This window comes from Bradyrhizobium sp. S3.2.6 (assembly GCF_040546885.1).
In the GTDB taxonomy this organism is placed as follows: domain Bacteria; phylum Pseudomonadota; class Alphaproteobacteria; order Rhizobiales; family Xanthobacteraceae; genus Bradyrhizobium; species Bradyrhizobium cytisi.
This window is the reverse complement of the sequence record NZ_JBEPOS010000001.1, coordinates 577,700-590,914: the sequence shown is the minus strand read 5'-3', so window position 1 is coordinate 590,914 and position 13,215 is coordinate 577,700. Positions and strand designations below refer to the sequence as shown.

Here is a 13,215-nt window from a genome sequence, read left to right as displayed (position 1 = left end):
TCTTGCTTGGCGCGCGCGGCTGCCCGTCCCGATACCAACGGCCGCGCGCGCCCTTTTTCTTCGGACGGTAGACACGATGCCCCGCCTCATCTTTCCTCTCGCTCTTGCCGTCATCGGAACGATCCTGTTCGGCGATGGCGCTTACATCCACGCCAAGGCGTGGCTCGCGCAGGTGCTCATGGAGCGCGCGTTCGACCGGAGCGTTGCGACCGGCCGGCCGGTCAAGCCGTGGTCCTGGGCCGATACTTGGCCGGTGGCGCGGATCGAGGTGAAACGGATCGGCGCCAGTGCCATCGTGCTCTCCGGAACGAGCGGGCAGGCGCTCGCCTTCGGCCCCGGTCACATCAACGAAACGGTTGATGCCGGCGAGCGCGGCGTTGCCGTCTATGCCGCCCATCGCGATACCCATTTCCGCTTCCTGCGGGATGTTGCCATTGGTGACGTGATCGATGTCACGCGCAGTGACGGTGAACGCTTTCGCTATCGCGCGGATTCCTCAAGCGTAGTCCGTTTCGACGCATCGGGCATCGATCCCGCGACGCAGGATTTCGAGCTTGTCCTTGCGACCTGCTGGCCGTTCGACGCCGTTACGTCCGGCCCCGAACGTTACCTCCTGCATGCCATCCTGATCGATGAGAGGGACTAGCCGTTCGCAATCGACCCCGTCCGGGATCGATCGAGCTCTCGAAAACCGGGCTTGGCGCGCGCGATTGAAGTCGTCGCTTGCGATCCGCCACGCATTCCGCCGTGCGGCATGCAGCTCCACCGGTTGCCACTCCACCGAACTCGCCATAGAACAACGTTACGCGCCACCAAGAAGAACAAAAGGTGAGGTCAAACCATGGAAGCCTCTAAAGCGCAGGTCTTTAAAGCGCAGGTCTCTGCTGCATCGGTTCCTGCCCGCTCATGGTCGCCGCCGCCCGATGCCAGTGACATCGTCAAGGGCATCCACGCCATGCTGCATCCGCGCAACATCGTGCTGGTGGGCGCGACCGACAAGCCGGGCAATTACGCCGAGCGCATCTGGAACAATCTGGCCAGATATGGCTTCCAGGGCGGGCTCTATCCTGTCAACGCCAGGCGCGAAACCATCTGGGGCGTGCCCTGCTACAAGGATTTTACGAGCCTCCCCGAGAAGCCTGATCACGTTCTGGTGCTGGTGCCCGCACGCTTTGCCGTGCAGGTGATCCGCGACGCTGCTGCTGCCGGCGCGCGGTCCGCCACCATCGTCACTTCGGGCTTCAGCGAGTTGCAGGATGAGGAGAGCCAGAAGCTCGCCTCGGAGCTGCAACAGGCTGTGCACGAGACGGGACTAGCCGTCACCGGCCCGAACTGCCTCGGCAATTTGAGCGCCGGCGAGAAGCTCTTCACCAACATCGACGACCGCATCGTCACCATGGAGCAGGGCGCGGTGGCGATCGCCGGCCAATCCGGCGCCATTGTCATGGCCATCCGGCAGGCCCTGGAGGATCGCGGCGTCGGTGTCGGCTACATGGTGACAACAGGCAACGAGACCGGGCTCGAGACACCCGACCTGATGCGCTATTTCGCCGAAGATCCGAGCGTCAAGGTGATCGTGGTCTATCTCGAAGGCGTGCGTAACACCAAGGCGTTTCGCGACGCCTGCAAGGCCGCGCGCGCCGCGAGCAAACCGGTGATCGCGCTCAAGCTCGGATCATCGGAAGGCGGCCGCGCCGCCGCGATGGCGCACACCGGTGCGCTGGCGGGCTCGATCGAGACATTCGACGCGATCGCAACCCGCGAAGGCGTGATCCGCGTGCGTGGGCTCGACGAATTGATCGAGACCACCGAATGCTTCGTCCATGCCGCCGTGCCGAAGGGCGACCGGCTCGCCGCAGTCACATTGTCCGGCGGCAAGCGCGGCATGCTAATCGATGCCTTCTATGCAGAAGGCCTGAATTTCGCGCCGCTCAGTCCACATGTCAGCAGCGAGCTGGCGAAGATGCTCGGCCCCGGCTCGATCGTCGGCAATCCCCTCGATGCCGGCTTTGCCGCGGTGGTCGATCCCTCCGTCTACATGAGGTCGATCAAGCTGATGATCGACGACCCCGATATCGACATCGTCATCATCGACGCCGAGTTTCCAAAAGCGCCGCACGAGCAGCGCGAGCGCAGTTTGCGCATCGTCGACGAGATGGCGAGCCGGGCCGCAAAGCCCGTGATCTATATCAGCGCGATGTCGATCGGCTTCACCGAGTTCACCAAGGGCCTGCGCAAATCGCTGCCGCATCTCGCAGTGATGCAGGGCATGGACCGCGCGGTGACTGCGATCAAATCGCTGCTCGCCTATGCGAGACTGCGCAAGGAAGTTCCCGACATCGTCTCGAGCTCGAAGCCCGCCGCGCGCGCCGTGCTGGAGAAAGCAATGGCATCGGCGAGCGGCGCCGCGCTCGACGAGGTCGCCTCGAAGAGGCTGCTGAAGGCCTATGGCATCCCGGTCTCGAAGGAGGGAATCGCGCAGACGGCGGCGGACGCGGTGAAGATCGCCAAGCAGATCGGCTTCCCGGTCGTGGCCAAAGTCGTCAGCGCCGAGATCCTGCACAAATCCGACATCGGCGGCGTCGTGCTGAACCTCAACAGCACGACTGATGTGAAGAAAGCTTTTTCCGACATCACCGCGCGGGTGAAGAAGCTGAAGGGCAAGCCAAAGCTCGACGGCATCCTGATCGCGCAGCAGGTCAAGGCCGATCTCGAGCTCGTGGTCGGCGCCTCGCTCGATGCCGAGATGGGACCGGTCGTGCTGTTCGGCACCGGCGGCATCGATATCGAGCTGATGAAGGACGTGGCCCTTGCCGGCGCGCCGCTGGACGAGGCCGAGGCGCGGCTCCTGATCGGCCGCACCAAGGCCGGCATCAAGATGCGCGGCTATCGCGGCAAGCCGGCGCTGCACGAGGCCTCCGCCGTGAAGGCGCTGGTCGGCCTGTCCAACCTGATCGCGGATGCCGGCGACCGCATCGCCTCGATCGACGTCAATCCATTCCTAATCAATGCCAAAACCGGCGTCGCCGTCGACGCGCTCATCGTGCTGAACAATGCCGCAGCAAAACGGGCAGCGCGCCATTGATGTCGCGTAGGGCGGACGGTCGGTGAGAAAATGGCGTGTTGCGCTTCCGCCCTCGCTCTTCGAGCTACGGCGGACAAGTCGTTAACCCGCCCCCGTTAGCATTGCGGCCATCCGGGCTCCTTCCAACTTCGCCACTTTGGTCGTAAAATCGCACCCGCATGGCACGCGCGAGCAATCTGGTGATCGGAACGGCGACGCTGGCGGTGATCGCCCTGGCGTTCGGCGGCCTGCTCGGCGTGCAGAAATGGCGCACGATCCAAAGCCGCAGCCAGTTGCGCGTCGTGTTCGAGGGCGGTTCCGCGAGCGGCCTGCGCCGCGGCGGCCCGGTCAATTTCGACGGCGTGCCGGCCGGCCAGATCCTGTCGATCAAGCTGGACAGCCCGCGCAAGGTCGTGGCGCTGGTGTCGCTCGACAACACCGCGCCGATCCGCAAGGACACGGTCGCCGGCATCGAGTTCCAGGGCCTGACCGGCGTCGCTGCGGTCTCGCTGATCGGCGGCGCGCCGTCCGCGCCGCCGGTGCCGCTGGATCTGGACGGCATTCCCGTGCTGACCGCCGATCTCAGCGACGCTGAATCCATCGTCGACACGCTGCACAGCGTCGATCGCACGATCGTCATCAACGCGCCGGCGATCAAGGACGGCCTGCGTACGTTCGAAGACTATACCGCCGACCTTAGAGGCAAGGGCGACCAGATCGACGCGGTGATGCTCAAGGTCGACAATGCATTTGCGGGCTTCGACAAGGCCGTCACGAAGATTGAGGGCGTGGTCCCCGGCTTCGTCGACGGCAAGGCCGACGAGCTGTTCGAAAAGGTGACGGGGCTGCACGAGCTCGCCGACACCATGAGGAAGAAATCGGTAAGCTTCCTTGAGGACACGCGCCGCTCGCTGCTCGATGTCAGTGAAGCCGCCAACAAGATGAGCGGGACGCCCGCGCCTGCCGCCGCCCCGCGTCCGCCGCGCAAGCCAACGCAGCAGAAGCGGTAGAGCCTACCAGGTGTAACGCACGACGCCCTTGCCGGCGTAGGAGCGCGTGACATTCGAGAACTCGCCCTCGAAGGTTGCCGACGCGGACCAGCCGTTCATCCAGTTCATCTGCACCGACGCCGTGGTCAGTGCGGAATCGCGCGCCAGCGCGGCACCGTTCACGACGAAGGCCGATCCAGGCAGCGTCTGGAACACCGCGCCGACCGTGCGATCCGGACTGAAATCATGGGCCCATGCGGCGCGGCCGCGCAACGTCAGCACACCGCCGGCGGTGGCAAACGATCTGTCGGCGCGCAGGCCGAGCTCGGTGCGGGTGCTGGTCACGTCCTTGGCGGCATAGTTGAGCGCAAAGGCGTTGTTGCCGACCACGGCGAATTCCGAATAGCTCGGCAGGCTGAACATCGTGGCCTGGAGCGCGGCATAGGGCGTCAGCCCGATCCACGGCATCGCCTGGCGATAGCCGCCCTCGATACGGCCTGAAACGGCGTTGGCATTGAACTGCGCACGCAGCTGATCGGTGCCGGCGGCCGTGACGATGCGGTTGGTGGTGACATCCTGCCAGCCATAGGCCAGTGCGGCCGTGACATAGGCAGGCCCGGCATTGTGGCGAACGAACGCGCCGGCCTGGAACAGATCCGAATGGCCCCAGCCCAGTCCGTTGACGCCGAAACCGGTGCCGCCGCCGGCGAGCGCGAAGCCCGCGACTGTCGCAGGCGAGAAGCGATAGTCGAGACCGACCGCGGTTCCGTAGACGCTGCTGGTTGTGTTGTTGGAGCCGAGTGCCGCGCGACCGTCGGTGGTCTGCGAGCCGCCGAAGCCGGCCGCCCAGACATCCCAGCGCTGCTCGAATGTCGGCGATGGCGCCTTGCGATAGATTGAGGCAAAGGCGTCGCTCGGGCGCTTGCCTGATGCGGCGTAGGCAGTCGCGCTGGTCTCATCGGCATACGGCGTCGCGCCGGGCGTGCCGCCGCGCCCCGAGCCGAACACGTCGGTCAACAGGCTCATGAACAGGTTCATCGCATTGAACGTCGTCTGCTGCGATCCCGTTGTGGATTCGCCCGAGGCCTGAGTCAGGCCGGATGGCGAGAGGTTCGCCAGCGTCACGGGAAGGCTACCTGTGGTGTTGAAGTAGCGTGTCAAAGCATTGGCGATGTTCTGCTGATTGATATTGAGACCGCCGCCATAATTCAGCGCGAGATCGAGGAACACATTGTTCGGGTCGTAGCCCAGGCTGGCCTGGAGATTCGGCGAGAGCCCCGCCACGACCGGGTTGAACCTGTCGGGCAACGTGCCCGCAGTCAGGATCGTGTAGTGCTTCGCGATCGATCCGGTCGGGACGACCACAACCGTGGCGCCGCCAAGCGTTGCCGTTCCCACCACGACCGCGATGCCATTGCTCGTGCCAGACACCTGCACCACGTAGCTCGACGTCGGTGTGAACGAGAGACCACCTGACACGGTGAGCGTGCCGGTTGGGCTGCCCGGCGCCAGCGCGCCGCCATTGATGGAGATGGAGCTTCCGACCGTGCCGACCCCGCCAAACGTACCGCCCGCCGCGACGCTCACATTGCCGTTGATGGTGCCGGCGAGCATCAGCGTGCCGCCGAGCACGTTCCAGTCCTGATTGCCGGTGCCCGTCACCGTCCAGGTCGAGCTGTCGACCTTGTTGAAGGTCGAGAAGCCGTCGTACTGGAGGCCGGTGCCGATCAGGTCCAGGTTGAACGTATCCTTGCCGGTGCCGCCGAGCTGGAACGTGTCGGCGCCGGAAGCGAGCACCTGGCCGTTGATGACGCTGCCGGGCCCGAGGGTCAGCGTGTTCGGGCCACAGCTACAGAACTCGATCGCAGCAAAACCGGTCGCGGCGTTGATCGTTCCCGAGTTGAAGACGCTCGCCCCGCCACTCACGCTGATGCCGATACCGTTGGCGCCGACGGTGATGGTGCCGGTATTGACGACCTGGTTGGTCGTACTCAGTGTCGTCACGTCAATGCCGACGCCAGTGGCCCCGACCGAGATCGTGCCATTGTTGGTGACAGTATTGGAATCACCGAACACCACGATACCCTCGGCGAAATCGGTCCCCGTGATCCGCCCGCTGTTGGTGATCGCGGAGGACAGGCCGGAATAGGCGATGCCCGCACCGCCTAGGCCAACACTGATCGTCCCGCTCTGACTGATGACGGCCCGATCACCCTGCACCGAAATGCCTGCCGACCCGCTGTCGCCCGTCGTGATCAAACCGCCATTGGTGACCTTGGCGTCATCGCCAAATAGGGCAATACCGACGCCGAAGTCGGCTGCCGTGATAGCGCCGAAATTGCTGACGGTTTGAAAGTTTCCCTGCATGAAGATGCCGGCGGCATTCTGCCCGACCGAGATCGTGCCGGAGGCCGTGTTGACGACCGTGTTGTTGTTGTTGATCGCGAGAATGCCGCCGGAGAATCCGGTGGAATCGCCGACGGTGATCGCGCCGGCGTTCGTCACGGTCGCACCGCCAAACGCGAAGATCCCGATCGAATCGTTGGTGCCGGTGATCGTGCCTGTCGCGGCATTGGTGATTGTGTTGGCCTGTCCCGCGAAGATGCCTGCGCCCGACGCCCCGACGGACAGCGCACCGCTGTTGGTGACGGTGTTGTTGTCACCTACCGAGATCGCGGCACCGCTGTCGCCGGTCGTTATCGTTCCGGCATTGGCAATGACGTTGTGATCGAGCGCGGAGATGCCGAGGCCGTTGTCAAGCACCGTGATGATGCCGTTGTTGGTCACGGTATTCGAATTTCCCGCGCTGACGCCGGTCAGGCCCGAACCTGCCGAGAGCGCCCCGCTGTTGGTGACGGTGTTGGAGTCGTTGAGGCCGATCGAGACTGAGCCGTTGTCATTCACGGTCGCGCCCGACAGCACGTTCACGGTGAGGCTGTTAACGCCAGCGCCGGCCTGAAAGCCGTCGGTATCAGTACCGCTACAGGTGACGGTCTGGCCGCTCGAGACCGGATCAGGCACGCATTGCGCAGTGGCCGGCGTGGTCGAAATGCCGAGACCGAACACGAGCGTCAGGATGGCCGATGCGCCAGCGCATGACACGGCGCCATACCGGCGCAGTTCACCCTGCGGCCTCCACAGCCCCACGCCCCTCACGTCACACTCCCCCAGTCCCAGCTGTTCCGCCAGTGAACTTAGGCCAAGAGAACGTTCCGTAGAACTACGGTCGGGTCGGAATGCGTCCGTTTGGCGTACAACCAGGGCAGAATCCGACAGCTATGTTGCAACCGCGCCACGGTTTTGCCGGCAAACTTACCATTCCGCGCAAGATACGGTTGCTCACCGACCCGGATATCGGCCGTCGTGACTTAGTAATTGCTCGGCGCGGCCTCGTTCGGGATGCCGTCGATCGGGCATTCGGCCGTGCCCGGCGTCGAGCGCGTCATCGCCTCGACCATGTCCCGCGTGCCTTCCGGATCCGCGATCCAGTTCTTGTAGAAATCATAGGGACAGGCCGCGACGCCGCGCGGGCTCTCGCCCGAATTGATCATGCCGGTGTAGCCGCGGTGGACCAGCTTGTAGAGATGGTTCTGCGACTGGCCGTTGCGGCGGGCATCACGGATCAGATGCTTCGAGAGCTGCGCATACTGGATGCCGTAGTCCTCCTCACCGCACTCGCCGAGCGTGCGACCGTCGAAGCCGATGATCGCGGAGTGGCCGAAATAGGAATAGACGCCGTCGAAGCCGGCGGCGTTGGCAACCGCGACATAGACATTGTTGGCCCACGCCATCGCCTTGGAGATCAGGATCTGCTGCTCCTTGGCCGGATACATGTAGCCCTGGCAGCGCACGATCAACTCGGCGCCCTTCATGGCGCAGTCGCGCCAGATCTCAGGAAAATTGCCGTCATCGCAGATAATCAGGCTGACCTTCATGCCCTTCGGGCCATCGGAGACATAGGTGCAATTGCCGGGATACCAGCCCTCGATCGGCACCCAGGGCATGATCTTGCGATACTTCTGCACGATCTCGCCCTGGTCGTTCATCAGGATCAGCGTGTTGTAGGGCGCCTTGTGCGGATGCTCCTCATGGCGCTCGCCGGTCAGCGAGAACACGCCCCACACTTTTGCCTTGCGGCAAGCCTCGGCGAAAATCGCGGTCTCCTCTCCGGGCACGGCCGAGGCGGTCTCGTACATCTCCTTGGAGTCGTACATGATGCCTTGCGTGGAATATTCCGGGAAGATGACAAGGTCCATGCCGGGCAGGCCGGCCTTCATGCCCACCAGCATGTCGGCAATCTTGCGGGCGTTGTCGAGCACCTCCGCCTTGGTGTGCAGGCGGGGCATCTTGTAGTTGACGACTGCGACGCCGACGGTGTCGTTGCTGCTGGAAATATCGCCGTGAAGCATGTTGAGCGCTCCTGTCTTTTATTCGTTTGAGGTCATCGCGTTTGTCAGTGGCTGATCATCCAGGGCCGCGCGGTCGGAAAGCCCTTGGCGCCGCTTTTAGTCTTGGTCACCAGCCGCGCCGGTTTCTTCTTGTCAGACCCGTTCTTGTCCTTCACGGTCTTGCCCGAGGAGCAGCAACCGCAACCGGGGCCGTGCGAGGCCTTGTATTGCGCGAGCGTCTGCGGCGCGTGCGAGCTGCGTTCATTGACGGCGTGGGCTTTTCGCTTCTCCGCCGGCATGCAGAAGAAATTCGGTGCAGTCAGGATCACCCGCGGCGCCGACACCTCGCAATGCGGACAGTTTTGCGGATCGTCGCATTCCGCCATCGGTCGAAGGTCCTTGAAGGGACCGCAATCGTCACAGAGATATTCATAGACCGGCATCTTGTATCCCTTCGCGCTCGGTGATGTCCGCTTCACCTCGCCCCGCTTGCGGGGAGAGGTCGGAACGCATCGCAAGATGCGTTCCGGGTGAGGGGGAGTCTCCGCAAACTCACTGCTACCGTTCGTGCGGAGACAGCCCCTCACCCCAACCCTCTCCCCGTAAGAACGGGGAGAGGGGGCGCAGTGATCATTTGTCCGGCGAGATCGGCATCTGGATATCGCCGGTGATGTGCTTGATGGGACCAGCCGCCGACGGCATCACGTCGAAGTCGAATATCTCCGTCGGCAGCCATAGCGTGGCGCAGGCATTGGGGACGTCGACCACGCCGGAGATGTGGCCCTGAACCGGTGCGGTGCCAAGGATCGAATAGGCCTGGGCGCCGGAGTAGCCGAACTTCTTCAGATATTCGATCGCGTTGAGGCAGGCCTGACGATAGGCGATGGTGACGTCGAGATAGTGCTGCTTGCCCTGCTCGTCGACCGAGATGCCTTCGAAGATCAGATAGTCCTTGTAGTTCGGCGTGATCGGCGACGGCTTGAAGATCGGGTTCTTGATGCCGTATTTCGACATGCCGTCCTTGATCACCTCGACCTTCAGATGCAGCCATCCGGCCATCTCGATCGCGCCGCAGAAGGTGATCTCGCCATCGCCCTGGCTGAAGTGCAGGTCGCCCATCGAAAGACCGGCGCCGGGCACATAGACCGGGAAGTAGATTTTCGAGCCGCGGGAGAGATCCTTGATGTCGCAATTGCCGCCGTGCTCGCGCGGCGGCACCGTGCGCGCACCTTCGGCGCCGATCTTGGCCTTGACGTCTCCCTTGGCACGACCGCCATGGGCCGTCGCCGCAAACGGCGGATTGGCCAAACCGGGCACGCGGGTCGGGTCGGTCGAGATCAGCTCGGCCTCGCGCTTGTTCCAGGTCTCCAGCATCTTGGGATCGGGCAGACAGCCGATCAGGCCGGGATGGATCAGGCCTGCGAAATTCACGCCAGGCACGTGGCGCGACGAGGTGTAGAGACCCTTGATGTCCCAGATCGACTTCTGCGCCAGCGGGAAGTGGTCGGTGAGGAAGCCGCCGCCATTCTGCTTGGAGAAGAAGCCGTTGAAGCCCCACAGGCTCTCCTTCATCGGGCCGACGTCGAGCAAGTCCACCACGAGGAGGTCGCCAGGTTCCGCGCCCTTGACGCCGATCGGACCGGAGAGGAAGTGCACGATCGAGAGATCGATATCGCGCACGTCGTCGGCGGAATCGTTGTTCTTGATGAATCCGCCGGTCCAGTCATAGGTCTCGATGATGAAATCGTCGCCGGGATTGACCCAGGACACCATTGGAATGTCGGGGTGCCAGCGGTTGTGCACCATGTCATTTTCGTAAGCCGACTTGGTGAGATCGACCTTGATCAGTGTCTCTGGCATCGAGAAGCTCCCCTTTTACACGGTTGGTTAGACGGACAGATATTTCGAGACCTGCGCAGCATCGACGCTGTCGCGCGGGTCGTCGCGCACGATGGCGCCGTTCTCGATGACCAGCACGCGGTCGGCGATATCGAGCGCAAAGCTCAGAACCTGCTCGGACACCACGATCGAGAGGCCCTTTTCATCGCGGATGCGTTTCAGCGTCCGCGCCATGTCCTTGATGATCGAGGGTTGGATGCCTTCGGTTGGCTCGTCCAGCAGCAACACCTTCGGCTTGGTTGCGAGCGCGCGGGCAATCGCCAATTGTTGTTGTTGCCCGCCGGAGAGATTGCCACCGCGACGATCCTTCATCTCCAGCAGAACCGGAAACAGCTCATAGATGTCGCTAGGCACCTCGGTTCCGCCGGAGACGACGAGCCCGGTCTCGATGTTCTCCTTCACCGTCATGGTGGAGAAGATCATGCGGCCCTGCGGCACATAGGCGAGGCCTTTGGCCACGCGCTCGTAGCTCGGCAATCCGCCGAGCTCGGCACCGTCCATGGTCACCGAGCCGCTTTTCGCCGGAAGGATACCCATCAGCGATTTCATCAGCGTGGTCTTGCCCATGCCGTTGCGGCCCATGATCGCGACGATCTCATTGGGCGCGACCTTGACGTTGAGCCCGTGCAGCACCTCGCTCTGGCCGTAGGCGACGTGGAGATCTGAAATTGCCAGCATTGATGCGCTCCTAGGCCCGGTGTGTCTCCCTTCTCCCCTTGTGGGAGAAGGTGGCGCGGGCGAAGCCCGCGACGGATGAGGGGTCAGCATCCGCGGATTCGACGGGCAGTTTGATGCGCGGAGAGATACCCCTCACCCGGATCGCTTGCGCGATCCGACCTCTCCCACAAGGGGAGAGGTGCACCGTCGGTGCTGCAGCAGACTTGCTCGAATTCATCATGCTCAATGCCCCAAGTACACTTCGATAACCTTGGGATCGTTCTGCACCTTCTCCATGGTCCCCTCGGAGAGGATCTGGCCCTGGTGGAGCACGGTGACCTTGTGTGCGATGTCCTCGACGAACTTCATGTCGTGCTCGATCACCAGCACCGACCGATTCTTGATAATGCGGTTGAGGAGCTCGGCGGTCTTGGCCCGCTCGGACACGCTCATCCCGGCGACGGGCTCGTCGAGCATCAGGAGGTCCGGATCCTGGATCAGCAGCATGCCGATCTCGAGCCACTGCTTCTGACCATGGCTGAGCAGATCGGCGCTCATGTTCAGCCGATCCTTCAGGAAGATCATCTCGGCGACTTCGTCCACCCGGTCGCGCACGGCAGCATCGCGGGTGAAGGTCAGCGCGCCGAACACCGAACGCCCGCGCGGATAGGAGATCTCCAGGTTCTCGAACACCGTGAGATCGTCGTAGATCGACGGGTTCTGGAATTTGCGGCCGACGCCGGTCTTGACGATCTCGTTCTCCTTCATCCGCGTCAGCTCCTTGCCGCGGAACTGGATCGAGCCCGACGTCGCTTTGGTCTTGCCGCAGATCAGGTCGAGCACCGTGGTCTTGCCGGCGCCGTTCGGACCGATGATGACGCGGATCTCGTTCTCGTCGACATAGAAGGAGAGATCGTTGACCGCCTTGAACCCGTCGAAGGAGACGGTCAGGGCTTCGACGGCGAGCAGGAATTCCTTGGGCTGATGACCGACGAGCATGATCTATCTCCTCACTGCCAGCGTGGCATCGGCATCGTGATGACCTACGAGCATGATGATCTCCTCACTCGGCCGGGGCGCCGTCGGCGACCGAGCTGTCGGTCCAGCCTTCAGGCTTGGGTTTGCGCGGCGAGATCAGGCGGTCGATGCGCGGCTGCACATAGTCGCCCCAGATCCCGGCAAGACCGTTCGGGAATGCGAGAACCACGGCGATGAACAAGCCGCCAAGACCAAACAGCCACAGTTCGGGGAACGTTTCCGACAGGCTGGTCTTGGCGAAATTGACCAGCAGCGTGCCGTAGACGGCGCCGAGGATCGACAGCCGGCCGCCGACCGCGGTGTAGATCACCATTTCGATCGACGGCACGATGCCGACAAAGGACGGCGACATGAAGCCGACATTGAGGGCGAACATCGCGCCGCCGATCGCAGCGAATACGGCGGCGATGCAGAAGGCGAAGATCTTGAAATTCGCGACGCTGTAGCCGGAGAACCGGACCCGATCCTCCTTCTCCCGCATCGCGACCAGGATGCGCCCGAGCTTGGAGTGCCGGATGAACTGCGCGATCATGATGCAGACGAACAGGCATCCGACCTCGAAGAAATACAGCACGACCTTGGCGTGATCGGGCCGGATGTCCCATCCCTTCAGCGTCCGCAGATCGGTCATGCCGTTGATGCCGCCGGTGTAGCCTTGCTGGCCCACGATCAGGATGGTCAGGATGGCCGCGACCGCCTGGGTGATGATCGCGAAGTAAGTGCCGCCGACGCGGCGCTTGAACATCGCGGTGCCGATGATCAGCGCGAAGATGCCAGGCACCAGGATGATGGCGGCGATGGTGAAGGTGAGGCTGTTGAAGGGCTTCCAGAACAGCGGCAGTGCCGTGATCTGATTCCAGTCCATGAAATCGGGAATGCCGGGGGTCGACTGGATCTTGGTGTTCTCCACGCTCGACGCCTCGAGCTTGAGGAACATCGCCATGCAGTAGCCGCCGAGCCCGAAGAACACGCCCTGGCCGAGGCTGAGAATGCCGCCATAGCCCCAGCAGACCACCAACCCCAGCGCGACGAAGGCATAGGTCAGGTATTTCGCGACCAGGTTGAGCCTGAAGACGTCGAGCGTGAGCGGCAGCACCACCACCAGGAAGACTGCGAGCACCAGAATTCCGATGAGCTCCGATCGATTGAAGAACCGATTGTCGGTCATTGCATCAGCCTC

10 protein-coding genes are annotated in these 13,215 nt (G+C 63.1%); 3 read left to right on the top strand and 7 right to left on the bottom strand.

Features of this window, described 5'->3' with window-relative positions:
- Positions 1–76: 76 nt before the first annotated feature.
- The 3 genes from ABID58_RS02755 (at position 77) to ABID58_RS02745 (ending at position 4,074) form a co-directional block, all read left to right on the top strand.
- Entirely contained in the window at positions 77–646 is a 570-nt protein-coding gene (locus ABID58_RS02755; RefSeq protein WP_354031434.1) for a class GN sortase, read from the top strand.
- Positions 647–841: 195 nt separating this feature from the next.
- A complete protein-coding gene (locus tag ABID58_RS02750; protein ID WP_354031433.1) occupies positions 842–3,085 on the top strand; it encodes an acetate--CoA ligase family protein in 2,244 nt (747 codons plus the stop codon).
- Positions 3,086–3,243: 158 nt separating this feature from the next.
- The gene (locus ABID58_RS02745) at positions 3,244–4,074 is read left to right on the top strand and encodes an MlaD family protein (RefSeq protein WP_354031432.1); all 831 of its coding nucleotides are present in this window, start codon (positions 3,244–3,246) and stop codon (positions 4,072–4,074) included.
- A gap of 3 nt (positions 4,075–4,077) precedes the next feature.
- Here ABID58_RS02745 and ABID58_RS02740 read toward each other — a convergent pair whose 3' ends face one another.
- The 7 genes from ABID58_RS02740 to urtC all read right to left on the bottom strand — a co-directional run bounded on the left by ABID58_RS02740 (position 4,078) and on the right by urtC (position 13,203).
- Positions 4,078–7,155 carry an autotransporter outer membrane beta-barrel domain-containing protein gene (locus ABID58_RS02740; protein ID WP_354031431.1) on the bottom strand — a complete coding sequence of 1,026 codons (3,078 nt, stop codon included), beginning with the start codon at positions 7,153–7,155 and terminating at the stop codon, positions 4,078–4,080.
- A gap of 266 nt (positions 7,156–7,421) precedes the next feature.
- On the bottom strand, positions 7,422–8,462 hold the full coding sequence (locus ABID58_RS02735; RefSeq protein ID WP_148754357.1) for an aliphatic amidase: 1,041 nt from the start codon (positions 8,460–8,462) through the stop codon (positions 7,422–7,424).
- A 44-nt stretch (positions 8,463–8,506) separates the two neighbouring features.
- Positions 8,507–8,884: an FmdB family zinc ribbon protein gene (locus ABID58_RS02730; RefSeq protein WP_148754356.1), complete on the bottom strand. Its 378-nt coding sequence runs from the start codon at positions 8,882–8,884 to the stop codon at positions 8,507–8,509.
- Positions 8,885–9,071: 187 nt separating this feature from the next.
- Complete coding sequence (fmdA, locus tag ABID58_RS02725) at positions 9,072–10,301, bottom strand: formamidase (protein ID WP_148754355.1); 1,230 nt, start codon at positions 10,299–10,301, stop codon at positions 9,072–9,074.
- Positions 10,302–10,328: 27 nt separating this feature from the next.
- A complete protein-coding gene (gene urtE / locus ABID58_RS02720) occupies positions 10,329–11,018 on the bottom strand; it encodes an urea ABC transporter ATP-binding subunit UrtE (protein WP_354031430.1) in 690 nt (229 codons plus the stop codon).
- Positions 11,019–11,240: 222 nt separating this feature from the next.
- A complete protein-coding gene (gene urtD, locus ABID58_RS02715) occupies positions 11,241–11,996 on the bottom strand; it encodes an urea ABC transporter ATP-binding protein UrtD (protein ID WP_354031429.1) in 756 nt (251 codons plus the stop codon).
- Positions 11,997–12,060: 64 nt separating this feature from the next.
- The gene (gene urtC, locus ABID58_RS02710; protein WP_148754352.1) at positions 12,061–13,203 is read right to left on the bottom strand and encodes an urea ABC transporter permease subunit UrtC; all 1,143 of its coding nucleotides are present in this window, start codon (positions 13,201–13,203) and stop codon (positions 12,061–12,063) included.
- Positions 13,204–13,215: the final 12 nt, after the last annotated feature.